General features: G+C 41.7%; 20 protein-coding genes. 10 read left to right on the top strand and 10 right to left on the bottom strand.

What is annotated here, in order from left to right:
* Nucleotides 1-57: 57 nt before the first annotated feature.
* The 8 genes from Q337_RS0104265 to Q337_RS0104230 form a co-directional block, all read right to left on the bottom strand.
* The gene (locus tag Q337_RS0104265) at nucleotides 58-1449 is read right to left on the bottom strand and encodes a hypothetical protein (protein WP_026470540.1); all 1392 of its coding nucleotides are present in this window, start codon (nucleotides 1447-1449) and stop codon (nucleotides 58-60) included.
* A 12-nt stretch (nucleotides 1450-1461) separates the two neighbouring features.
* Nucleotides 1462-2484 carry a type VI secretion system baseplate subunit TssG gene (tssG, locus tag Q337_RS0104260; protein WP_026470539.1) on the bottom strand — a complete coding sequence of 341 codons (1023 nt, stop codon included), beginning with the start codon at nucleotides 2482-2484 and terminating at the stop codon, nucleotides 1462-1464.
* On the bottom strand, nucleotides 2448-4292 hold the full coding sequence (gene tssF, locus Q337_RS0104255; RefSeq protein ID WP_026470538.1) for a type VI secretion system baseplate subunit TssF: 1845 nt from the start codon (nucleotides 4290-4292) through the stop codon (nucleotides 2448-2450). The genes tssG and tssF overlap by 37 nt, the downstream gene beginning before the upstream one ends.
* 22 nt (nucleotides 4293-4314) lie before the next feature.
* The gene (tssE, locus tag Q337_RS0104250; RefSeq protein ID WP_026470537.1) at nucleotides 4315-4797 is read right to left on the bottom strand and encodes a type VI secretion system baseplate subunit TssE; all 483 of its coding nucleotides are present in this window, start codon (nucleotides 4795-4797) and stop codon (nucleotides 4315-4317) included.
* A gap of 67 nt (nucleotides 4798-4864) precedes the next feature.
* On the bottom strand, nucleotides 4865-5368 hold the full coding sequence (locus tag Q337_RS0104245) for an Hcp family type VI secretion system effector (protein WP_026470536.1): 504 nt from the start codon (nucleotides 5366-5368) through the stop codon (nucleotides 4865-4867).
* A 43-nt stretch (nucleotides 5369-5411) separates the two neighbouring features.
* Complete coding sequence (tssC, locus tag Q337_RS0104240; RefSeq protein ID WP_084494704.1) at nucleotides 5412-6932, bottom strand: type VI secretion system contractile sheath large subunit; 1521 nt, start codon at nucleotides 6930-6932, stop codon at nucleotides 5412-5414.
* 2 nt (nucleotides 6933-6934) lie between these two features.
* Nucleotides 6935-7450 carry a type VI secretion system contractile sheath small subunit gene (gene tssB / locus Q337_RS0104235; protein WP_026470534.1) on the bottom strand — a complete coding sequence of 172 codons (516 nt, stop codon included), beginning with the start codon at nucleotides 7448-7450 and terminating at the stop codon, nucleotides 6935-6937.
* Nucleotides 7451-7481: 31 nt separating this feature from the next.
* Nucleotides 7482-8162, bottom strand: coding sequence for a tetratricopeptide repeat protein (locus Q337_RS0104230; protein ID WP_156935701.1), 681 nt, complete (start codon nucleotides 8160-8162; stop codon nucleotides 7482-7484).
* Nucleotides 8163-8945: 783 nt separating this feature from the next.
* On the opposite strand from Q337_RS0104230, the gene tssH reads away from it, so the two are divergent.
* From tssH to Q337_RS0104180, 10 genes are all read left to right on the top strand, one after another.
* Nucleotides 8946-11750 carry a type VI secretion system ATPase TssH gene (gene tssH, locus Q337_RS16715; protein ID WP_051526549.1) on the top strand — a complete coding sequence of 935 codons (2805 nt, stop codon included), beginning with the start codon at nucleotides 8946-8948 and terminating at the stop codon, nucleotides 11748-11750.
* Between the two features lie 15 nt (nucleotides 11751-11765).
* The gene (tssA, locus tag Q337_RS0104220; protein WP_034279200.1) at nucleotides 11766-12863 is read left to right on the top strand and encodes a type VI secretion system protein TssA; all 1098 of its coding nucleotides are present in this window, start codon (nucleotides 11766-11768) and stop codon (nucleotides 12861-12863) included.
* Between the two features lie 45 nt (nucleotides 12864-12908).
* Nucleotides 12909-14270: a type VI secretion system baseplate subunit TssK gene (tssK, locus tag Q337_RS0104215; RefSeq protein WP_026470531.1), complete on the top strand. Its 1362-nt coding sequence runs from the start codon at nucleotides 12909-12911 to the stop codon at nucleotides 14268-14270.
* A 29-nt stretch (nucleotides 14271-14299) separates the two neighbouring features.
* Nucleotides 14300-15106, top strand: a complete 807-nt coding sequence (gene icmH / locus Q337_RS0104210) for a type IVB secretion system protein IcmH/DotU (protein ID WP_026470530.1) — start codon at nucleotides 14300-14302, stop codon at nucleotides 15104-15106.
* A gap of 39 nt (nucleotides 15107-15145) precedes the next feature.
* Nucleotides 15146-15910 carry a hypothetical protein gene (locus tag Q337_RS18770; protein WP_026470529.1) on the top strand — a complete coding sequence of 255 codons (765 nt, stop codon included), beginning with the start codon at nucleotides 15146-15148 and terminating at the stop codon, nucleotides 15908-15910.
* Nucleotides 15911-15961: 51 nt separating this feature from the next.
* Nucleotides 15962-16867 (top strand): M15 family metallopeptidase, encoded by a 906-nt coding sequence (locus Q337_RS0104200; RefSeq protein ID WP_228133074.1) that lies wholly within the window; start codon nucleotides 15962-15964, stop codon nucleotides 16865-16867.
* A 16-nt stretch (nucleotides 16868-16883) separates the two neighbouring features.
* A complete protein-coding gene (locus tag Q337_RS0104195) occupies nucleotides 16884-17156 on the top strand; it encodes a PAAR domain-containing protein (RefSeq protein WP_026470527.1) in 273 nt (90 codons plus the stop codon).
* Between the two features lie 422 nt (nucleotides 17157-17578).
* Entirely contained in the window at nucleotides 17579-18418 is an 840-nt protein-coding gene (locus tag Q337_RS0104190) for an iron-containing redox enzyme family protein (RefSeq protein ID WP_026470526.1), read from the top strand.
* A 209-nt stretch (nucleotides 18419-18627) separates the two neighbouring features.
* Complete coding sequence (locus Q337_RS0104185) at nucleotides 18628-19200, top strand: TetR/AcrR family transcriptional regulator (RefSeq protein WP_026470525.1); 573 nt, start codon at nucleotides 18628-18630, stop codon at nucleotides 19198-19200.
* Between the two features lie 343 nt (nucleotides 19201-19543).
* A complete protein-coding gene (locus Q337_RS0104180) occupies nucleotides 19544-19876 on the top strand; it encodes a hypothetical protein (RefSeq protein ID WP_026470524.1) in 333 nt (110 codons plus the stop codon).
* A gap of 107 nt (nucleotides 19877-19983) precedes the next feature.
* On the opposite strand, the gene Q337_RS18765 is transcribed toward Q337_RS0104180, so the two are convergent.
* Nucleotides 19984-20202, bottom strand: coding sequence for a zinc ribbon domain-containing protein (locus Q337_RS18765; RefSeq protein WP_156935700.1), 219 nt, complete (start codon nucleotides 20200-20202; stop codon nucleotides 19984-19986).
* A gap of 202 nt (nucleotides 20203-20404) precedes the next feature.
* The gene (locus tag Q337_RS0104175; protein ID WP_051526548.1) at nucleotides 20405-25003 is read right to left on the bottom strand and encodes a translocation/assembly module TamB domain-containing protein; all 4599 of its coding nucleotides are present in this window, start codon (nucleotides 25001-25003) and stop codon (nucleotides 20405-20407) included.
* Between the last annotated feature and the right edge of the window lie 3 nt (nucleotides 25004-25006).

The following is a 25006-nucleotide window of genomic DNA, read 5'->3' as shown; positions in this document are numbered from 1 at the left end:
AAAACCTGTTATAAGGTTATATTTTTTACTGAATCAAAATTTTTAAGGGACTAGGATTTATTCATTTGATGTTTCCAGAAAATCCAAATCTTTCGTAAAAAACCAGCTATAGTTTTTCTGATCTTCATTCATTAAAAATAAATGGTTTTCAATATCCAACTGCTGGGTTAAAGCTGCTGAAAATGTTAAGGCAAGCCCGCTAGCCTGATCAGAAACCGACTCCAATAATGTTCCTGCAAATAATAGTTCGTCACTATTTAATTCAAGCTGACTTAAATAACTTAATAATGGCTTAATTTGATGAGTATGAATCAGTGGATTAAAAGCTGAGACTATTAATGAAGATTTTTCAGGAGTTTTTAGTGTTAATTTCTTCTCATCAGGATTAACAAGAATATATCCAGAGTCTTCATAATCCGAGATGTTAATCTTGAAATTTGATATTAGTAGTCCATAACCTGCTTCTGCAGTGATATAGTCCGGTTTTTCCCAAATAATTTCATCAACTTCATCCTGATCAATCAAACTATCTGCACCCAGAATTAAATGTATATTTTTTTCATCCTGCTTAATTTGCTGCAATAAGTCATGAAGCAAGTCTTGCTGGCTAAGCGCTGGACTTAAAACAACGGGTAAAAACAAAAACTGGTCTACGCTAAAACCAAATTGCTGTAAAAGGCTATCTATAGTGTGGCGGATCAATTCGTAATCCTGCGTATTAGGGCTTGGCGGCAAAAAACAGTGGATTTTCACCTGTACTGGCCATTGCTGAATCTGGTGAATAACCTGCTCAGTATGCTGGGTAATGTGCTCATCACGCTGGCCATTCCATGCTGGATGCAAAATGGGTTGCTCAAATTCTGGTCGTACATGCCACTGTGCAGCCTGTGTCATCCCCTGGGATAAAAGGCAAAGTTGTAAGTCCATGTTTTGTAATAAACGCTGTACAATAACGGCAATCCGTTTAAAGCGTGCCAGAGTGTCAGAAGCAGAACTATCGGTATCATTAAACCAGCTAAGGTGTTCGAGCTCATCTTCAGAGAGGTCAATCCGACGGCTTAGAATATGAACACCACTGGCATTCACCAGTTGTGAATCAAGTTGGGCGGTTTTATATTGTTTTAAGGCGTCCAGAATTTCAGTAATGTCCTCGCCTTCACTGGTTTGCAAGGTTGCGGCGTGAATTCTAAGATAAGTTGTTTTTTGCTCTACCTGTTCCGCTAAAGCTGGTGTTTCTGAATGATTATTCGGGTCAGGTTTTATAGGATTATTTTGTTTTTTATAAATCAGGCGAACAAGATAACTAATTCCAAAAATTCCTAATGGTAAAACCAGCAAATAAACTAAAATATTACTCAGCGTAGTATTAGCTTGGCTATCGCGCCAATAGGCAATCACAACAACATCAATGATAATAAAAAGGGCGAAAAAATAAATTATCCAGCGCATGTTAATTCCATTTTATTTTAATAAAAATCTGGTTTGGGACTGATGATGTTGTGGTCTTTTACTAATTAAAAATGCGCCGCGCCCTATCCCTATATTATTATTTGAACCTAAGGAAACAGGCTTAATTTCTGCCTGATGAATCACCAGTTTGATCTCAACAATGAGTGTTAGATTACATAACTGCCTTAATATTTTTTGCAGTAACTGATATTTTTTACCGTCAGGCAATAACTCAAGATAATCCACATACACCAAAGGCCCAATTTCAAGCTGGATTTTAGAATCAATTTGCCTAACTTTTTCACCACAAAAACTATTTACGCCCAGTTGCACACCGTTTAGAGATAAATAACTGCGACTTTGAACTGGTATTTCAAACCACTCAGCCATGAACTGATGGACTTTTACAGGATGATTTAATATGGCTGCTAATAGTTGCTGAACGGTTTCAACATTTAAGGTTTGTCCTTGTAACAGGCCAGCAAATTCAGCAAAAATATAATCAGCCCGGAAATCAGTTTCTGTCTGATCGACTGAGCTGGTTTTTGTTGGTCCATATCCAGTCAGTGCATGAATGCAATTGAGGTAATGCTTGTCCTGATAAATTTCGGTGAGTAAAGGCAAATTGTGTTTGATGGATGACCGGTAAAACAGGTTAATTAGCCGGTTGTTAAACAGGTTTAAAAAAGCCAATGAACCATGCTTTTTGGCCCATACACTGCTATTGAGTTTTTGGGTATATATCAGGGGTAATGCACCCAGATTGCCTGTTAAACCCAGCATGGTAGGAATAATGACGTAGCGTCCGGTTTTGTCTGCTTGCCTGAGTGCTTCGACCTCATTTTTCTGAAATGCTAGAGACAGACTGGCATTAAACTCAATCACTTCATCCAATACCTGATCGGCTGAAATATTTTTCTGCTGTTTTAAATATATTTGTAATAGGCGTACCGCCTGAAAAAACTCAAATCCTTCAGGCTGCTGGGTAAGGCCAGCTATTAAACTAGCTGGCGAAAACCATTGAGCGGCTGACATTTAAGCAGTTCCTGACCAGTAGTGTCATCCACAAGAACAATCTGAATAAAGCTGTTCAGGTTGACCCTTAATCCAAAAAAATGTGATAGCAACTGGCCAATTAGCTGTTTGCCTGTTCCAATAAAACTGCTTTCCTCAATGGCAACCCTGATTTCCACCCCGCGAATAAACATGGGATATGGCATTGCCGGCACCATGGTTGTGGCAGGCTGGCAATTAATGGCCTTGAAGCCTTCAATCTGTTTTAGGTTATAGGCACTGTGGGTTAGCTCATATAAGGTCAATGCTTCCTTTAAAGAACGGATGTCCTGCTGCGGATTTAATGACTGGTTGCTAAATGATTGGGTATTCAGTGATAAATGGGAAATAATACGCCAATTGCCTTCTTTGGCATGGTTAAACCGGTAAGTTGGCGTAGGCTTTTTTAAAAAACGCACTTGCCGGAATGGCCCTGTATCTTCCTGATTAAGATCACCCTGCGCCAGTCCAAAAGGAATATGTTGTGGCAAATGCCGGTTGGTACACCACAAGTCCAGGCTTAAATAATCAGCCTGAAGGGTGGAAGGGTCAAATTCATGGTCAACCAGGGTGATCTGGTAATCATAGCCTGAATGGTTTGCCTGAACGCTCTGTTCCCGCTCAAGATGGTAATACAGCGCATGCTGTTGTTGCCGGGCATGATTCAAAGAATAAAATGGTAAAACTTCATGCAGGCTTTGCTGTCGGTTTGCAGCTTCCCGGATTAAGGACAAGCGGTTAATAGCGTAAATTTCATAAAACTGCGGATGATGCACATCACCCACGACATGATATTTCACCTGCTTGTGATTAATTTTGATTGGCTCGGCAGGCTTTTTAAACAAGTTAATAACCGGGGTACAAAACAGCCGGATATTTTTGGTGTTTAGCTGGCCGAGTGCCTGAATAAGTTTATTGTTATTACTATCCAGCCTGAATTTAAGCTCAATTGAGAAATCCTTAACGCCTTTAGTCAAAATAAACTTTAAACCCTGCATCGACAGGTCAATAAAATTAAACTTTTCTGGAAAGGTAAAATACTCTGTAATAAGTCGATAAGCATGATGCGTATGCTGATCTGCGGACAATAATGCATCGTCAGGTGAAAAACCCACCAGTGAAAACGGATTTTTTATGGGTTTTGCTACTGTAAATGCATTACCTGCATAAACTTTTGTGGCGGAGTCAAGCATCAAGTCACGCAAATGTGCCACCCCAAAAGGCGTAGCATCCAGATAAAGTCGTAAGCGCTGTGTGACCAACTGCATGACATCGAATCCGGCCGACAGGATATTAAAATGCAGCTTTAAACAGGCATTGGTATCCTGTTGGCTTTCTTCAACCGGATTAAGCTTAAACTCCAGTTTATTCAGTTCAAGCGGCAACAGAGTGACTGGATAAGCAGTGCTAAAACGGCAACTCACGCCCTGATGCGGCTTGGTGATTAACTTCATTCCCTTCTGAGCCAGTACAGGTTCAGTTAACTGATTTAGTTTAATCCCCTGCTCCAGCGCAACAATCGAACAGGAAGGAAAAGGCTTGAGATAAGCTGGATATAACACTTCAAACAAGGCAGAGGTGAAATTCTCGTACCCATCATCCAGTTTTTTATGGATACGGGCGGCAATAAGTGAAAATGCCTGAATAAGCCGCTCAACATGTGGATCTTCAACCGATTCACCAGTCATGATTAACCGGTTGGCAACTTTGGGATAGGCTTCAGCAAATGCCTTGGACTGCCGCATAAGTAACGACAGTTCCTGTTCATAGTAAGGTAACAATTTATCCAAAACACTTGTCCAACATAATGTCCTATAACCCGGCAGTTTTTATGGAATACTGCTGGGTCGCAGGATTTAATACCGCGTCAAATACCACAGGTTCTTGTATGGGCCTGATATTGAGTACTCCCTTAATCGTCAATAGCAATGAACCGACATGATCACTGTCAATATGCATAAAGACCTGAACATGGCTTAAGCGGGTTTCCTGATCAGCAATGGTCGCCTGAATGGCACGACAAATCTGGTCACGGTGCAGCGGATTGGCAGTACTCAGGCCCACAAAATCCAGAATGCCAAAATTTAAAACTGCTTTTTTTACATGCGGATAATCTTCAATTTCTTCAAGTGGTATATTTCTGGTATTTAATAATTCTTCAAGATCCCGTGCTACAGAATCCTTGAGTTGCTGAATATTCCAGCGAGAACTATCATGGTTTCCCAAGTCATCAGCCATTAATCGCTCAAATAATGTCGGCTGAAAACCAAATATTTTCTGTGAATGAATATTCATTTTAAATGATAAAAACCAGAGATCAGAAAAGACTAAAGGTAGAACCTCTAGTCTTTAGCACTTAATACTAGGCTGTATAAGTTGCGGTATTATTGGATAGAGACCATTTTTTGGTTACTGCACCTTTAGAGGCGCCATCAATAGACTGCTGGGTATATGTCCACTCTACAGCAGCATATTTAAGGCCAAAAGCTTCAGTAGGTATGCCCTCAGACATCACTTCAGGACGTACGTTAGAAATTAGTACATGCTTTAATTTCACCTGCAGATACTTAACACGCTTGTCACCATTGGCACGATAGAAGTCAATTTGCACTTCATCGAAGGTATATCCGGCTGAACAGGCTTCCCACAGTTTTGGGCTGGTGGCATCCAGATCCTTGAAAAATACCATGTCCTCATGTTCAGCACGTTCTGCGGTATGACCGCCAACACTACTGGCTGTTGCTGACTTGGGCTGACGGATCTGATGAGCCCAGCTATTTACTTCCAGCCAGTCTTTATGTTCACTATCACGAGACTCACCGTCTACTTTATACTTGCCTCTAAATTGGATATATATATCTTTCATTTAGATATTACCTTTGTTATGTCAAATAAAATTAAAAACGCAATTAACCGTTTGCAGCCTGAGGTAACTCAGTGACAAGTCGTAGAGAAACCGAAAGCTCATCCAGCTGAAAATGTGGCCTTAAAAACACCACGGACTTGTAGCATCCTGGACGCCCAGGCTGTTCTACAACCTTTACGGATGCTTCGCGCAGTGGATATTGCGCCTTGGCTTCATGCGAAGCTCCATCGTCTAATAATACGTATCGGGATAACCATTCGTTTAAAAATGCCTCTACATTCCCTGCAGAAGCAAAACTGCCAACCTTGTCACGCATCATGGCTTTCAGATAATGGGCAATCCGCGAAACAGCCATAATGTACTGAATTTGCGATGATAAAATTGAATTGGCATTTGCTGCATCGTTATCATATTTTTTGGCTTTCTGCGTGGATTGCGCACCAAAAAAAGCAGCATAATCCGTATTTTTGCAATGAACCATGGGGACAAAACCAAGGTCACTCAGCTCTTTTTCACGACGGTCAGTAATGGAAATTTCGGTGGGGCATTTTAAGGCCACTTCACCATCATCGGTCTTGAAAGTATGTACTGGCAACCCTTCTACCAGTCCACCACCTTCCACGCCACGAATTGCCGCACACCAGCCATAGAGGTCAAAGGCATTGGTCAGACGTGTGCCAAACGCATAGGCTGCATTCACCCATAAATACTGGTTATGATCAGCACCACTTACCGTTTCAACAAAGTTAAAGCCTTCAACAGCAGTACCTTCCTTGGGATGATAGGGCAAACGGCCTAAAAATCTTGGCATGGTCAGTGCGACATAACGGGCATCTTCGCTATCACGGAAAGAACGCCATTTGACATATTCAGCAGTTTCAAAAATCTTGGCCACATCACGTGGGCGATCAATATCAGTAAAGGAATCCAGTCCCAGCATTTCTGGTGCAGCGGCTGAAATAAACGGTGTGTGGGATGCGGCTGCCACATGCGAAATCTGTTCCAGCAGGTAAATATCCGAAGGCTGGCGGTCGAACTCGAAATCCCCAATCAATGCCGCAAATGGTGCGCCACCAAAGGTGCCATATTCTTCTTCATAGATTTTTTTAAACAAGGCACTTTGATCAAAATCAATGGCACTTTGAAAATCCTTGATCAGTTCCTTTTTATTGGTATTGAGCAGGCGAATCTTGATCATCGGGTTAGAAGGTGATTCCTGACAAAAATAGTAAAGACCACGCCACACCGATTCAATTTTCTGAAATTCAGAATGATGCATGACTGCACTCAATTGTCTGGAAATCAGGTGGTCAAGTTCTGCAATGCGCTTGTCAATGGAAGCAGACAGGTTATCTGAGACCAGAATACTGCCCGACAATACTTCCCGTGCCAGTTCGGCAATTAGACCTTTGGCGCGCTGATGCTCACTATCGGAGCGCGCGATACGGCTTTGTGACACAATCTGATCCAGTAAACTGGTTTGATTATTATTGATTTGAGGATTGGGGGTTTCAGTATCATTAAACTGTAGTTCATTGACGGCTAAAGAGGCAGCACCATTCATTATTATTGTTCTCCCTGCTGACCAACTTCTGGCTGACCAAGTTGACGTACCTGTTCGGTATTACGCAAAACTTCATCCAGCAGGTCTTCCAGTTTTTCACTGGTTGAAATTTTATTGCGCAAATCTGTCAAGCGAGCGCGCGCTTCTACCAGCTGCCGTAAAGGATCAATGTTCTGGACAATGTTTTCCGGACTGAAGTCATCCATGCTTTTAAAGGTCAGGTCAATCGGCAGGCGCCCGCCCTCATCAGTCAACTGGTTATCTATAGTAAAAACAGTACGTGGAGCCATGGCAGACATCACTTCATCAATATTTTCAAGGTCGATATTGACGAATTTCTTATCTTTTAATTTGGCCTGCTCTACCTCAGAGGCACCTGCAAAGTCTCCCATTACCCCAACAACAAAAGGAAGTTCCTTGGATTCCTTTCCATCACCAACCTCAACATCATAGGTTAGATGAACACGTGGGGGCCTGATTCGTTGCAGGCGCTTTTGCACACTTTCGCGCTTTGTCATATTTTTGTTCCTCAACCAGTATGGTTAATTTTTAGTTAAATGATGAAAAGGGGTTTGCTGGCTTGCTACTCTGGGCTTTAGCAGATGAGACTGTAGGTTTTACCGCAGCTACCGTTGTTTTTGTTGATGTTGCTACTTTCTTGACCACAGGTTTTTTATAGGTATTTTTTTTAGAATAAGTCTTTTTACGACTACTCTTTTTGCTATCTTCCTGATCGACCTCTACACCAGATGTGGATGTCATTACCTGAAGCGGCTTTTCACCTCGTGACTGATTAATTTGGGAAGCGACTTGACTGGCTTCACTCCAGGTATCACCGTACAAAAATTGCATCGAGCCTTTCATTTGTTCAAGGCCATGTCCTGTAATTTTCAAACCAGACCGTAAAACAATATCTTTGCCGACAGCATTATCTGGCTGTAGTTTTAACAGGCTATTCCCTGCTTGAACCGCTTTATCATATTTACCTAACGCAAAAAACTGTTGAGCCAATTTTTGCCACAGCTCCGCATTTTGCGGATTTTTACAAAGCTGGGCACTGGTTAATAAAATATTCGCATCTTTTTCTCCAATAGCCAGAGGAACACTAGTCATACATTGACTATTTAAGGCAGAATTTTTATTTGTATTTTTCCCTGTCGTGCTACAGGCTGCCAAGCCTATTGAAAATATAATCAAATAAATGTTTTTAAATGATTTTCTTAGAATCATGGTTACAGCCCAAGTGTTTGTATTATTCGCAAACGCATTCTAGAGAGCAAAAAATAATTTTTCAAATTTCCTGCTTTCATTAAAATTTTGTTTATTTACTGAACAATAAAGTTGTAGAATTTTATATTTTCTATACTATAAGTAAATGTTTATTATCAATAAATCTTAAAATATAAACTTGTATAAAAGTTCTCTAAAAACTATAAAGACTGGTCTATCCAATTTTTACAATGTAAAGTTTTGTAAGAAAAATAATTATTTAAAATTTAGCCTGAAAATTATCAACTTAACATTTTATCTAAATCATAAAATAAAAATTTTTCTTTTATTTACAATGTTTTATTTTAATTATTTTTTATATAAAATAATTTTTTCAATGTAGATCTATTTCATTAGTAAATCTTATCTAAATTTCTTTTTATGAACCTAATTTAACTTATTCGCGTTTTTAAACTAAGTTTTAATTGTAGTTTTAAACATTAAAATGCCAGCTACCTGTCAAAAGCATGAATAAAATACTCGATAGAATCACATATTAGTTTTTTAAATTAATAAATTTATATCTAAAATAATTTCTCATAAATAAAGTTTTTTCTAATTACAAAAAGAAACAATGGGATTTGACAGCAAAACTTCCACACTCTATAAATCCGCCGTTTTAAAGCTGAAAAAACTAATCAATTTTATTTTTAGCGGATTCAATTGCCTTCTAGCCGTTGCAATTAAAGACTTTTAAAAAAGATCACTAACATAGTAGATAATTTACATAAGCGAGTTTTAAACATGACAAACTTAAAAGTACTCATTCAGAAATTATCGCCATCATGTCGCTTAGCCCTTGAACAGTCTGCCAATCTTTGTTTATCAAAAACACATCACCAAATTGAAATTGAACATTTTTTCCTTGAAATTTTAAAACAGCCTAACAATGATTTATCTCTCCTTTGCCAGCGTTTTAAGGTGGATACAGCCAAACTAAGGCTCGATCTGGATCAACAGCTTCAGCATCTGGCCCGCGGTAACCAGCAAACTCCGGTTTTTTCTACAGCAATGATGCGTTTACTAGAGCAGGCATGGTTGCTGGCTTCTATAGAAACGGTAAGCCACAGCATACGCAGTGGACACTTACTGGTGGCTCTGTTGGCCGTACCTGAGCTTTATCAACTCGCTATTCGTAGCTCTAGCCTGTTTGAAGAATTCCCTATAGACAGTATCAAACACAAGCTGGTTGATTATTGCCTGATGAGCCATGAACATGAAGTTATTAACAATAATTCCGGGGATCAGCACTCAGCGGATGTATCAGTTGATTCATCTGATTCATCAATTTCAGCTAACTTGTCAGTTGGTGATAAAGTATTAACCCCTGCTCTGGATCAATTCACAATCAATCTGACCCAAAGAGCCAAAGAAGGCGGGATTGATCCTGTTATTGGTCGTGAAGTCGAAATCCGTCAAATGATGGATATTTTAATGCGCAGACGCCAGAACAACCCGATTTTGACTGGCGAAGCGGGGGTTGGGAAAACAGCGGTGGTTGAGGGACTGGCTTTAAAAATCAGTCAGAATCTTGTGCCACAGGCCTTACACAATGTGCAGCTACATGTGCTGGATATGGGACTCTTACAGGCCGGAGCCAGTGTTAAAGGTGAGTTTGAAAACCGGCTAAAAAATGTCATTCGCGAAATTAATGAATCTGCCCATGCCATTATTTTATTTATTGATGAAGCCCATACCATTATTGGTGCTGGTGGCCAGGCTGGGCAAAATGATGCAGCCAATTTGTTAAAACCGGCTTTGGCACGTGGCCAGCTGCGGACTATTGCAGCAACCACATGGAGCGAATATAAACAATATTTTGAAAAAGATGCTGCCTTAAGTCGACGCTTTCAGGTCATAAAAGTAGAAGAACCGACGGTAGAAGTGGCTATTCAAATGCTACGCGGCATAGTTCCTGTCATGAGTCAGCACTTTAACGTGGGCATTGATGATCAGGCCATTTTTACTGCTGTACAGGCATCCCAGCGCTATATTACAGGTCGGCAGCTTCCTGACAAGGCCGTCAGTGTACTGGATACCGCTGCCGCACGAGTGGCGCTATCCCAAACTGCACAGCCCGCATTACTTGATGTCCTTGAAGCACGCAAGCATAACCTGAATCTTGAACTTGAACTATTACAGGCTGAGCAGCAAGCACTCCACCATGTATCATCTCCCCGGCTAGAAACAGTACAACAGCAGCTCGACTGTACTGCCCATGAAATTAATACCATTAGCCAGCAATGGCAGGCAGAGCTGAAACTCGTTATTCAAATCAGAAACCTGCAGCAACAATTACACTTGCAAGATCAGCTTAATCAGCATGAAACCCTGCTTATACGTCAAGAAATTGTTCAGTTGCGTCAGGATTTAAAACAGTTACAACAACATCAGCCTTTGGTGCATGAACGGGTGGATGAACAGATTGTTAGTCAGATTATTGCTGACTGGACCGGTATTCCACTGGGCAAAATGCAGGCTGATGACATCACCGCTGTATTAAGCCTACAAGAAAAACTGGAAAAACGGGTAATGGGGCAACCATCAGCCCTGTACAGCTTGACACAAGGCATTAAAACAGCACGTGCCAGGCTAGAAGACCCAAACAAGCCGCAAGGGGTATTCTTGCTGGTTGGCCCTAGTGGCGTGGGCAAAACTGAAACTGCGCTGGCATTGGCTGAAGAATTATATGGCGGCGAAAGTCACCTGATCTGCATTAATATGTCTGAGTATCAGGAGGCTCATACCGTATCGACACTAAAAGGTGCACCACCTGGATATGTTGGTTATGGCCAGGGAGGTATTTTAACTGAAGCTGTTAGGCGTAATCCTTATAGTGTCATTTTACTGGATGAAATTGAAAAGGCACATCAGGATGTGCAGGAACTGTTTTATCAGGTGTTTGATAAGGGAACACTTGAAGATGGTGAAGGCCGCCTGATAGATTTTAAAAACTGCCTGATTTTATTGACTTCAAATATTGGTTCTTCTGTCATCATGCAGCAATGTATTAACCAGCCTGCTAAAGACTGGCCAAGTGAACAACAACTGGTTGAAGCACTACTGCCTTCCCTCTATAAGAATTTTAAGCCAGCATTTTTAGGGCGAATGCGTATTACACCTTACTTTCCCCTGCATGACGATTTGCTGGTACAAATTATTGAACACAAGCTTGGCAAAATTGTGGCACGCATGCGCATACAGCATAAAACCAGCCTTGGGTTTAGCAGTGCTTTAGTAGAAATGGTGTTATCACGCTGTACTGAAGTTGATAGTGGCGCGCGTAATATTGACCATATTTTAAATGCGTCAGTATTACCGGATCTGGCCACTCATCTTTTAACAGCGATGGTAGATGGAACAGCGCCTGAACATATTTTTGTTGATATTGATGTCAATGATCAGCTGGTTTATCAGGTCAGTTTTCCAGACACTAATAATAAAGCCAGTAAAAAATCAGTGTCTAAGCAGCCCAAGCGTCAAGTTACTCAAAAATCAGTTGCTCAGACATCAACCGCTCAAATACCCGCGACTGAAAAAATGGCATAGGAACCCGGAATAATAATGACTGATATGCATTCTATTGAAACGTTATTACACCCTGTTTCCAGTGAATTACCATGTGGCGAGGATTTAACATTTTCAAGCATTTTTGATGCTATCCAGCAGGCCCGGCTTGAGGATGACCCTTTGCTGGCCCAAGGTGACTGGGTAACTGAACGCAAAATTGCTGACTGGCCTTATGTTGAAAAACAATGCAGGGACTTATTACAACATCATTCAAAAGATTTGCGACTGGCCTTCTGGCTCTGCGAAGCACTCATTAAAACCAATGGTTTTGCAGGAATGTCCTGGGGGCTGGAAATTATTAATGGCTTAATTTCCCGTTACTGGCCAACCTTATATCCCAGTATTGAAGATAATGACCTCGATCAGCGCATCAGTCTGCTGCAATGGTTTGTCCAGCTCATGCAGAAAATTCCAAAGACAATCGCTATTACCAGCCAGCCAGCACTGAATTTTAATGATTTCGAAGCAGCCCAGATTTTAAAAACCCAGCTCGATAAAAATCCAGATCTTTATGAGGATGGTTTACCGGAGCATAAGGTGACTGTAGCGCAATATCAGGAAGCGCTAATTCATACTCCTGTTCCGCTATTGCAAGAAAACTTCAAGCAATTACAACAGGCCATTGTCCACTGGAAAACCTTTAAAACATTACTGGATCAATTGCTGGGGATTGATGCACCAGCTTTTTCTTCTGCTGATCAAGTGCTGGAGCGCATTGCTGATCATTTGGAGAGAAACCTTAAAGAACACGGTGGGCAGGCTATCATAGTGGTCAATGAGCAGACGCCAGCAGCTGAAATCAATCATTTGCAGAAAGTTACCCGTTCATATGATGATCAGCAAACTGGCTTTTTTCCAGATAGCCACAGCCATATTCAAAACCGTCAACAGGCTATGCAGATACTGGAACAAATTAGTGATTATTTTTCCAGCCATGAGCCTCACAGCCCTGTCAGTTACATGCTTAAAAAAACCATTAAATGGGCCAATATGCCACTGCATGAATGGCTGGCCAGTGTGGTGAAACATAATGACCCTCTGGAAAACCTGCATGAAATGCTGGGGGTTCCGTTATCCAGCTATGACAGCTAACTGTTTATTTCACAAATAAGTTTCAACATATACATCAGGGTTTTTATGGTTCAGGCAAATAAAATATTATGGGGTGAAGGATTATTCTTGCGGCCGCAGCATTTTCAGATTCAGGATTTGTATCATGAGCAACGGCTTAATAATACCATCCATGCCTTATCAGCTTTTCCCTATGGTATCCGCAAAATTGAATTTGATGCGATTCAATTGCAAAACAATATTCTCACATTAAACCATATCGATATTCTCTGGTCTGATGGTGATGTTTACAAAGCCCCAGAGCGTGATTTACTGCCGGAAAGCCTGCAACTGGATAGCAGCAGAATTTCTGATCAAGCAATTGTTTATATTGCTTTTCCAGTGCTGCACAATGGCAGCAGTAACCTTCAGTCCCATAACCAGATCAGGCCGGTACGTTACAGTAGCAAACAGGTCAATAGCACTGATATCTTTACCGATGCCGTTGAGTCGGAAGTGGTCATTCTTCAACGACAGGCATTTTTTCGGGTACTGGATAGCCATGTGCGGCCTGATCATGAACTGGATGGCATGCTGTATTTTCCAGTGGCCCGAATCCGTAAAAACTCTACCGGTGAATACGAATTTGACCCAAATTTTATGCCACCCGTATTACACGTTGACAGTTCAGACCTGCTGCTAAACAGTGTGAAGCGTCTGCTGGGCGTTATTCGAGCCAAGATCAAGTCACTGCAGAGTAACAACCGTGAACTTGATCAGCAACTGGTCGAATTTCGCTCTGGGGACTTAGTGTCTTTCTGGCTGGTAAATAGTCTTAACTCGGGTTATGCCGCGCTTAATCACATTGTACAGCACCCCCAAATTCATCCGGAACGCTTACATCAGGAATTGCTACGGCTGGCTGGCTCATTGCTGACATTCTCTCGGGTGCATCAACTGGATAATTTACCCGTTTATAATCATGCCTCGCCGCTGCACGGATTTACGGCATTAGACAGTATGATCCGTGAAATGCTGGATACCATTATTTCGACACGCTATCTCAATATTACCTTGCGGGAAAGCAAACCTTCTTACTGGCAAGGTAGTCTGGACTCCGACAAAATTACCCGCAATACCAGACTGTATCTGGCAATTAATTGCTCTTTACCCGCCCATGAGCTGGTGGCTTCTGTTCCTCTCAGAATTAAGGTTGGCACACCTGACGATGTGGAAAAACGGGTACTCGCCGCCTTGCCCGCCATTAATTTAAATCACTTAAGCAATGTGCCTTCGGCCATTCCGGTACGCTCCGGGGCGCTGTACTTTGCGGTGGAACCTTATGGAGAGCTGTACGAGCAAATGCTACAGCAGCAGTCGATCTGTATTTATATTCCTAGTGGTTTTAGTGATTTGACGCTAGAACTCATTGCCATCATTGACGCCTAAACCAATCAGTATCCAGAGCCATCACACCAATGAGTAAAGACAGCAGCCTTGCACCTTCCCTGTTTGACGACGGAGATATCGGTATTGGTAGCACGAGCGCATCCATGCAATTTAAACCGGTTCAAAAATCCTTACTGGACTTTTTATATGAAGGTTTTTATCTGGTTTTTTTATTAAGGAATGGCTATGTCCCGCAAAGTGCCAGCCAACTGCAAAACCAGTTAAATGATTTTTTGACCAGTTTTGAAAACCAGGCCAGGCGCGCCAGTTTTTCTGCTGAAAATATTTATGACGTCAAATATGCATTTTGTGCATTGGTGGATGAAACCATCATGGTTCAGCAAACTCCAGCAATGGAATCTATCAAGGCTAAATGGGAAGTATCCCCGCTTCAGCTAAGCCTGTTTGGTTCACAACTGGCAGGAGAAAAGTTTTTTAATTTATTAGAAAACTTGCGAGCCCAAGGCTTAGAGCGGCTGGCTGCACTGGAAGTATTTCATTATTGTCTGCTACTTGGTTTTCAGGGTAAGTATCGTCTCGAAGCTCCTGAAAAAATTAATTATCTAATTGCCCGCCTTAGTGATGAAATCGATTATCTCAAAGGTAAGAAAAAAGAATTTGCACCATTTTGGGCAATTCCAGACCAGATTCGCCATGTACTTCGCGGTGAAATACCGGTGGGCTTGATTCTAATTCTACTGACATTATCGGCAGTGCTTGCATTTTCAGGGATTCACTATCTGCTATCGCAGCAAAGAATCAAAGCAATGACACCTTATTCCCAGGTTATTGCAGCGCCACAACAACAGGCCCACCTTACCATTTACCTGCCTTGATATAACCACGCTGTAAATACTTTCGATTGAGTAAACTGCATGAATGACATTAAAAAAACGCAGATGCCCTCGCTGTATGATGACCTGACGCCGCATACCGCCTTAAAGATACTGCACAAGAATAAAAATGATTATGTCTCCAGAAAAATCGTCTGGTTTGTGGCTGCTTTGAGTTTTTGCATTGGTGTGCTCAGTGCGCTATTTCTGTTCTGGATCACTTTGCAACCTGCTGATAAAGAGACAACTATAACGAAGGCAGATAAACACACTGTCCCAATAGCCATTTCTGGTTCTAATGCAGCCGCTAAACCTTTGAACTCACCTGAATCGCAGGTTGCCGCTGTCGTTACGCCTACTCGTATAATGTCCAGTCAGCCTGACAAATTATCTCCTGTATCCACAAATAAACCACCTATTGCCCAGCAACCAGAACTACCTGTTAAACCGGAAACTGATTCAAGGCCTGTTAAAGCAAAAGGTACGACCAATCCTTTTAAAATACTGGAAACTGAACCTGCAAAACCTGCAAAACCTGCAAAACCTGCAAAACCTGCAAAACCTGCAAAACCTGCAAAACCTGCAAAACCTGCAAAACCTGCAAAACCTGCAAAAAAAGTAGTTACAAAACCCTCAGAAGAAGTCAAAAAAAATCTGCCTTCAACGCAGCACAATCAAAAAAAGGCTAAAAAACCTGATCAGATAGAATTGCTCATCATGCAACTGAATAAATCCAGTAAAACGTCAAAGTCAATTCAGCATTCAACCCAAAATATCAATGCAAAACCGATTAATAAAGCATCCTAGCAATCGAATGAAATTTATAAAATGATCTGGCTAGTGTTATTGTATTTTCTAATGATCACTATTGTGAGTGGCATACTGTTGTCTACGCAATGGCGGGTTTACCTATGGAATAGTATCAAAAACCTTATTCCACAAAGTCAGTATAATCTTAAGAATTCTTATCGCAAAATCGAAAACTTATCACTAAAAATTAAAGTCTCAAAACCTGGCAATGGCTGGGATCAGCAGCAAATATTGGTGATATTGGCAGGGATATTCCTACTCGGGTCACCTGCCTTATGGATGGCAACCCGCGATACTACCCTGCCTATGCTGAATGACGAAAGCATAAATTCTGTTGACCCACAAATTTATGCCTTGCTGGAAGGTGAAATGCTAGTACCTCCACCAGAAGTTGACGCAGAACTGATTGTGGCTGCAGAAGCGATTGCCCGGCAAGCTGAACAAGTTGCCCAGCAATCGTCCACTCTTGATATTCCACTAGCAGCGGTGCATACCACTGACCTGCGTTTTGCCGACCGGAAATGGGACAAGATTAATCCACGTTATGCCCAGCGCCTTCTTCTAGTATTTAAGCTTATGAAAGAACGTTATGGTTATGAAATGGTATTACTGGAAGGTTATCGAAGCCCACAACGACAAAATATGCTGGCTGCCAAGGGAACGCATGTGACCAAAGCTACCGGATACCGTAGTTATCACCAGTTTGGATTGGCAGGTGATGTTGCGTTTTTGCGTAATGGCAAAGTTGTTATTACTGAAAAAGATCCATGGGCCATGCAGGGATATCGATACTATGGCGAAGTCGCTGAATCTGTAGGTTTGACCTGGGGAGGCCGCTGGAAAATGATGGATCTGGGCCATACCGAATTTCGGATTAAAGGCATTCTAGGAAATGCAGCAATGGCTGAAAAACTGGTTGCTGAAAGTAGCCAGCCACTTTCAGCATTAGAATAACTCACAGGAGATAACAATGAGTAAAGCGATTATTACCGTAGGCGCCACGACCAGTCATGGGGGCAAAGTGATCCAGAGTAGTTCAACCAGTACCATCAATGGCGTTGCTATTGCCTGTGTCGGTGATAAAGTCACCTGTCCGCAAAAAGGGCATGGCGGCGTAACGACAATTATGACTGGCGATAGCGCTCTTTTAATCAATGGCCGTGCAGTTGCCCGTCATGGCGATAAAACTGCCTGTGGTGCCACATTAATTGCCAATCAATCGTCAGGTGTAGACAATCGGTAAATTTGAGCTTTTCCATTGATAGCATGAGAGAGCCATTGAAATTTTAACTTCTCGTACAAACAATCGTTCACGCTCTTCCTAAATTAACGTCGAATATTTACATATAAAGATGGGTTTGAGGCTATAAAACCTCATACATTGTTGTTATTAAAATTCCCATTGATTTTTCTGCCTGACTATCACATTCCTGCTTTATTATGAGGTCTTAGCAAGCTTTGGATTTTTCTTTTAAACCCAAATAAATAAATTCACAAAATAGAATTTTTATGATTAAAATCAAGCTTTAAAAATTTATCAGACCAGTCACTGATACAGACTTGTCTGTCCCAAACAAATATGCTTCAATTATGAAGTTAAATTAAACATTAGATAGATAAATTCTCTTTAATGAAACTATTCATACGTTTAAATCCTAGATTATTATGCATATTGATATAGATCAACCTAGAGAAATTGCTGTTGAAAAGTTAAAAAAAAGTATCCCTAAGGAACTGTGGGATACCAATGAGCAATTTATTGCCCAATTAAAAAACAAAATTAAAAATCATCCATTAGCAAATAATCCCATGATTGAATTATTGACTAATGGGCGCTTTAATCATCAAGCGGTAAAGAATATTCATCTTGAATATCGTCATGCCATCGTACAGATTTTCACCGATGCCTTATTGATGGCACAATATCAGGCCAGACAGCTCGAACCCCGTCTCCCTGCGGGCATTAAAATGATTGCGCGGTTCCTGCTTACTTTGAATGTGCTGGACGAATTTGGATTTCAACCTGGCACAAGCACTATAAATTACTATCAGGGTAATCCAGCCTATGCCCATTATCCACTGTTTGAGAAAGTGCTCAACGAACTGAATATTTCCATTGCAGAGCGTGAGAACTATAATCCAAGCCAGATTGCTGTAGAAGTGAGGCAATATCTGGAAAAAAGTTATGATACTTATATTGCCGTGGTTGCCCTGCTGGCGGTTGCAGAACAACAGGTAATCCTGTACAGCCCGCCCTTAAGACAAGCCACTAAAAGTGTCGGCCTGAATGTTGAGCATGGTTACTATTATGTACATGGGGTGTCATCTGATAATACAGCCCTTGCAGCTGATGATGACCATGAAGATGACCTATGGTTTACTTTGATTCAGGCATGTACTCCAGAAATCTATCCTTCTCTGGAAGCCATGTGCATACACTACTGTGATTTGTGGAATCGCTTCTGGTTATATCAGTATGAAGCCAACAACCATCTAACACGCTGACTTTAAAAATCTTTTATTTTACTAAAATAAGCTTGCTTAATAGCATCGATATATTGTATAAAACGCTGGTTACCAAATTTTCTATTTTTTTAGAACTAATCGAGAAAATAACCCTAAAAAGAGATATAATTATCGATTCAATCTAGCTATCTCCGATTTACTTCAAGCGATTTATTTCTCATACAGTATATTGTGAATAAGGATTAACCTTGAAAAGTAGCTCCAAAAAAGAAATGATCTATGAAACTGCCACTGCATTATTTGCGCAGCATGGCTTTCATGCTATTGGCATTGATCGAATTATTTCTGAATCAAACGTCGCTAAAATGACGTTATATAAATATTTCCCCTCTAAAGAACACTTGATCGAAAGCATTCTGATCCGTCGTGATGAGCAGTTGCGTACCAGTATAATCCAAACTATGGATGAAGCAACAACCCCTTTAGAAAAAATTAAAAGTATTTTTCAGTGGTATGAAAAATGGTTTGAGCAACCTAATTTCTATGGCTGCATGTTTATTAAAGCCTCTGAAGAGTTCTCACAGGACACCCCAAAGATTCGGCAAATCTCTCAGGATCACAAGCAGTGGCTGACTGATGTTGTAGAGGAATTATTGACAATTATTGGTGTACAACATCCTGCCTCACTGGCTAATTTCATTATGGTGACACTGGATGGCTTAACCGTTAACGCCAATATCTTCGCTTATGCAGGTGGTATGAAACTTGATTCCAGCTGGGCTTTTGTTGAAAATCTGATCTTACAATCCAAAAATCATTAATTTTAAAAATAACCATTAGACTATAGTCATATTTAAGTTTTTATTGGCTCCATAATTTGCACAAATTTACCTCAATAATGATAATTTCTTCAATTTTTCTATCAAATTTGTAGATCAAAAATCTATTTTTTATCTTAAATATCTATATGCTGATGATAAGTTGTTGAATTTTATAATTTATACAAAAAATCACACGATGGTTAAAAAACTAGCACTTAGATAACATTTAATTGCAAATAGACAGAACTGTCTGTACCATAAAAATCATAAAGCATACTTGAAATTATTGGTATGCTTTAGTGAGTACTATAATAGATTTTTAACTGGGTACAAGTGATTTATCATGATTAACGTAAATACTGATTTCTCTAATGAGTGCTTTTTAAAAGCACAAGAGAAAGCTGGCTTTTACTTATCATTAATCAATAATGCCTATACTGGTTATTTTTCCTTAGAACCTCAGTTTTTAATAAATTATAAAGTAGTATATTTAAATTTCGATTATATTAATAATATATTTTTGGGCAGAATAAATCTGCTCTCTCGACTGGCTTTAATATTTGGGTATCAACCGTTAAGGTTAAATAAAAAGCTATTTACCCTGCTTTTAGATTTTAAAATTAAGAAATTTAACATTATCTTAAAAAATTTCAGGATTCCAATAACAATAAATTAGTTTATAACGGTAGTTTTATTGATAAGTGACGATATTAAATTACTCTGATATCGTCGCTTTTTTTATTAATATAATTTAATTTTCAAACACTTAATGTTAAATAGTAGTTAATTTTTATAATGAATCTGAGTATGTGATAAAGCCTGATCCTGAGGAATTTTTCGAGTTCCCCAAAAAGTAAATATAATAATGATAATTGCTACAACAATGGCAAACATCCTGAATCCTTGATTATATCCACGTTGCTGATAGCCACAAAAACTGCATACTTTATCACTGCTTGTAATAAGGCTATTGCAATAATTACATTTTTTCCCTCTATCCATTGTTCTCCCCAAACATTGAAATAATTATTGCTATTTTTTAGCGTTGTTTTAGTTTAAATGCAATATTTTTTAGATGAAATGACTGACGAGTTATTTAGATCATTAATTAATGAGTTATTTTTTAAATAACTATTTTTATAATATTTAGCGATAAAAAAAGCCTGACTTTAAATCATCAGGCTTTTTTTAATTTAGCAGTTTGTCAAAAACGCCAGTTGTAAAACATATCAACTGCCCTGTCCAAAGCAGAACTGGCTTCAATGTAAAGGCGCCGATTTAACTGATAGCGTAAGGTTAAGCGATTAACCGGTGTAAATACCCCCACGCCATAGCGCAAGTAAAGATCCGGAGTAATATAACCTGTCAGGCTTACCTGTGTATCATCACCTACCCCTTCAGCATCCAGTGTGAGTGAATCCAGGCCAAAGGTTCTGCCAATACGGTTTGTGATTTTACGTGTCCCCCCAAGGCCCATGCTAATTCCTGCCGCTGCGATGGTATTGTTCACTTCACTCTTAAATCCTGCCGTATTATTGACTGTCGGGTTGGCTGAGCTGATTCTACCCGTGAGCAAAGCGTTCAAAGCCTCTTGTTCTGACAGGCCTGCATCGTTGTAAACAGCAATGTTGGGATTACTTGCCCGGCCAGTCACGCGCACACCAATGGTTCGGTTACTTACTACCTTGGTGGCATCAATGTCCAGTGTTGGCTGGGTAATAATGCCGTTAAAGCGTGCAATACCACGGTTAAGCTGTAACCGCTGGCCAAATGCTTCAATGGTTACATTCTGGCGTACACCAATTGCGCCATTTCCGCGCATGGCAGTATCTAGGCCGCGCTGGGTAAGGTTCAGTTTTCCACCCAGTGGAATGCTGGTTCCAAAACCACGGAAATACACATCATCCCCCAGGGCAAGGTCGATATCAGCATAAATACCCCACGGCCGGGCTGCTTTCATCACACGCTCATCCACTTGATCGCTACGTACGATGCGTACATCTCCTGATTTGGCAATGACATCAGCATTATTTTCCGGTAAGGAAATAACAGCACTTGGAATATCTACATTACCATTAACGCTAATCTGGCGTTCGGTAGGTAAGATTCTGGCATCAATGGAAGGGGTTACCCGTGCGGTTAGCAAGGGCGCCTGCCGGATCAGCAAACGTTCTCCTCTTAAGCTCAGGTTCACATAGGGAACACCCTGCCAGTTTGCATCACCAGTGAGTTTTGCCAAGCCATCACCGCTATAGAAACTGCCATCCAGTGTTGCTTCGGTTCCGCGAACACTGGAGCTTAAATTAATGCGGCTTAAATTGATTGGCAGGTTATTCATGGCAACCTGACCATCACGCAGACGGAATTCGCCATAGAAATCCGGCGCAGTGAGCGGCCCGGAAACACCACCTGCCAGTGAAGCCACACCATTTAATACTCGCATGCCGGGGAAAAATGGCTTAAAGATATTGACCTGAACATTTTCCAGCACCAGCGCGCCGTTAACTGTTTTCGGGGTTACACTGGGATTGATAGTAGCATCAATATAGCCCTTACCAATCCCCGGCGTTTTGGCATCAAAGCGCAGTTTAATTCCATCTGGTTGCGTGACTGCAATCAGGCTTAAACGCTGGTAAGGCAAGGTTAAGGGATCATCCTGTGGATCTTCCGGCGCCAGGCCAATTTCACCATCATCGGTATAAATCTGGGCATTTAAGGTTGGGGCATTATTGCCAAGCCAGGTCACCTTGGCATGACCAAACATCTTGCCGTTCCATGCTACACCTTGCGGCATAAAGGCCTGAAAACTACCAATATCCAGATTTTGCAACTGTACGGCAACCAGCCCTTTGGCACTACTGGCTTGCAGGGGTTCGGTCAGGCACAACTTGCTTCCGGCACCTGCCCAGCAATGCTGGTCCAGATACACAGCACTACCTTGGGAGCGATAAATCAGAGCTGCCGGTTTATCCTGATTGAGGATTAGCTGACGGGTGGATAGAAGCCCTTTTTGCACTTGTCCCAGCCAATCGTTACTGGCATTTAAGCCACCAGCCAGCTGTACACTAAAGCGGGTGGCAGGATTTACGCCATTGCCAGCAATTTGTAATACGTGGGCAGCTTTGGTACCAACCAGCAATACACGGCCTTGCTTTAAGGTCTGGGTTCCACGCTTGAGATTCTGGATATCCAGTTGAAGCTGACCTGGCTGACGGCCTAGTTGCGGGATACGTCCGATCAGGCTGGCTTGCTGAATGGTGATCTGGTTTTTAAAGGAAAACCGGTCAACCTTGAGATTAACCAGGGCATCGGGCTGCCGTTCATCGCCAGTCAGGCTAATGCGTCCAATAATCCGACCAGTAATACCGGGGTAAAGCTGGTTGAGTGCCGGTGCATTAACATCCAGCGCCAAGCGGTTAGAGTTACCGTTAGCAAATACCTGATTGCCAGCAAAGGATAAAATCAGGTTTTGAGCTTCAAACCGGCTGGGTAACAGGCCATTTTTCTGATCTGCACTCAAACTGACAAACAGTGAACCACGGCCAATCACTGGCTGGTTTTTAATCACGCCATCCAAGTTCAGATTGGTAAGCTGAATTTCCTTACGGTTGGTCTGCCAGCGTCCAGTCGTGTTGAAATTACCACTAACCCAGCCTGCATAACCACTGGCAAAAAAGCCTGGATTAAAACGGTCTAGTACACCTTTTAAGCGCCACGCCGGACCTTCAGACAAGTCTACCTGACCATTCAAATTGATCTTGCCCGCAGCTCCATCGTGCCTGAATTCATCAATATTAATGAGTTTTGGCGTACCCGATACCTTGATGATCAGATCACCATTGGGTACATCAGGTGTTTTTAGATCGCCATTAAACTGTATAGCGAAACTTTTTAAGCCACTTTGTTTTGGTGCTTTTTTCTGATGACTGGAATCATACATGAGTAAAGCTGCTGTCGCGTTGCCTGTAAGCTCCACAGTACGGCCAGCCTGCCCACCAGATGCAGGAATATAACCAGACAATCGGGTATTTTTAAGTATAATAACCTGCTTGTTGTTACTGCCATAACCACTGGCATTAATAGTGCCATTTAATCGCTTAAACGGTACAGCGGCAACCAGTTGGCTTGGATCAAAGTTCTGGGTTGTCGCTTTGGCCTGCCATTGCAACCCCTGCTTGCCTTGTGGCAGTTTGACATTGGCATTACCTAGCAAATTACCTGCGCTTCCCTGATATTTAATCTCTGGAATATCCAGCAGATTATTTTTCTTGTGAATCAGGGCATGATACTGGCCAGCAGGCAATACACCCTCTTTGCTTTCACCCACGCTGACACTCACATTGGCATTTAACCGGCCTTGCGGCAGGCTTAATACGGCATGTCCAGTGGGACTGTTTAAATAACCGACTGTTGCCATTTTACGGTTAATATTCTTCCAGTGTGCATCAATCCACAGTGGCTGAGCACTGTTACCCAGCGAGCCTTTACGCGCAATCCCGGCCAGCCATGTTTCACGGCTATCCAGTCGCACTGCTGCATATAAATGAGGAATAGCCGATAGCTCGCCTTTGGAATATAAGTTGCCGTTGATTACAGGCGGGAGATAACCGCGAATGGCCTCAGGGACAGTCTTGTCCTGTGAGTTCAGGCCATTGGCACGTCCGGTAATATCCCAATGCACATGGTTCTGCCAGCTTACCATTCCCTGGGTCTGAAGCGTGCCATCCATCAGGCGACCATTCAGCGCGCGAATATCCAGACTCTTGAAGTTGGTGGCCAGCTGTGCCTGATAATCACCGGTTGGAATGGATTTACCTGACAGATCAGTTTGCAGGTTAATGCTTAAACCTGAAGTAGTACCTTCAATTAGGGCACCACCGGATTTTGAAAACAGGTTTTGCTGTAGGGCAAAGGGCCACTTAAAGTTACGCCAGTCCAGTTGGCCATTATAAGGCACATCCTTACGCACCGGATGCAGCAAGACCTGTCCTTTCATAAAACCCGGCTTATCGGCAGGAATAGCCACCCCGACCCGCAGGTTATCAACGTCTCCCCGGCCTGCAACAAAGATGCGTTGTACATTCAGATTTTTCAGACCTGGGATTACCAGTTGTCCATTCACATGCAAGGGATATTTATCGTGGAATTCAATTTTACCGGTGATTTCCTGCGCCATTAGATAAGGTAATTTCAGACTGGAATTTTTCATTTCCAGCTTGGTACCTGACCAGACAGCATCATGCAGCACCACTTCATTAAAGCGGAACGTGCTGGTAGGTTTGGTTTGAATAGACAAGCCATGCACAAAGCCTTGGTCAAAGCGCAAAGTCACTGGCAATTTAAGCTGTTTAAAGTCAAATGGCTTATCTGAGGGTGGGGTCTTTTTGACGATTTTTAGCTCATCAATTGAGGCATAGCGGAAATGCAGCTCACGGCCTACCAAGGCACGCCATCCGATTTTAACAATTGCCTGTTCAGCCAGTACATCGACTGTCTTGGTGGTGACCTTAATATGGGTCAGCGTAACCCCTTGTTGCAGGTTGCCACCTTTAAAGGTATACGTGACCATCGACTGGCGGCTGGTTAACAGGGTCAGTAGTTTCTTGCTGCCTTCTTCGGTGGTGGTCATATAAGCCACAGTTGCAACCACCGCCAGCAAGCCAGCAACAAGAATCAGTAAAATCCATCTTAAGCGGCGATGTTTTCCAGGCAACTTTCTGGGTGGCTGATGATTTCCATTGCCAGTGCTGTTTTCTGCTGGTACGAATGGGTTGTTGTCATCATGAACAGGTTTATTAGACATTCT

It is taken from the genome of Alkanindiges illinoisensis DSM 15370 (genome assembly GCF_000619845.1).
Taxonomy (GTDB): Bacteria; Pseudomonadota; Gammaproteobacteria; order Pseudomonadales; family Moraxellaceae; genus Alkanindiges; species Alkanindiges illinoisensis.
Note: the sequence above shows the minus strand (reverse complement) of the source record. Positions and strands in the feature narration are given on the sequence as shown.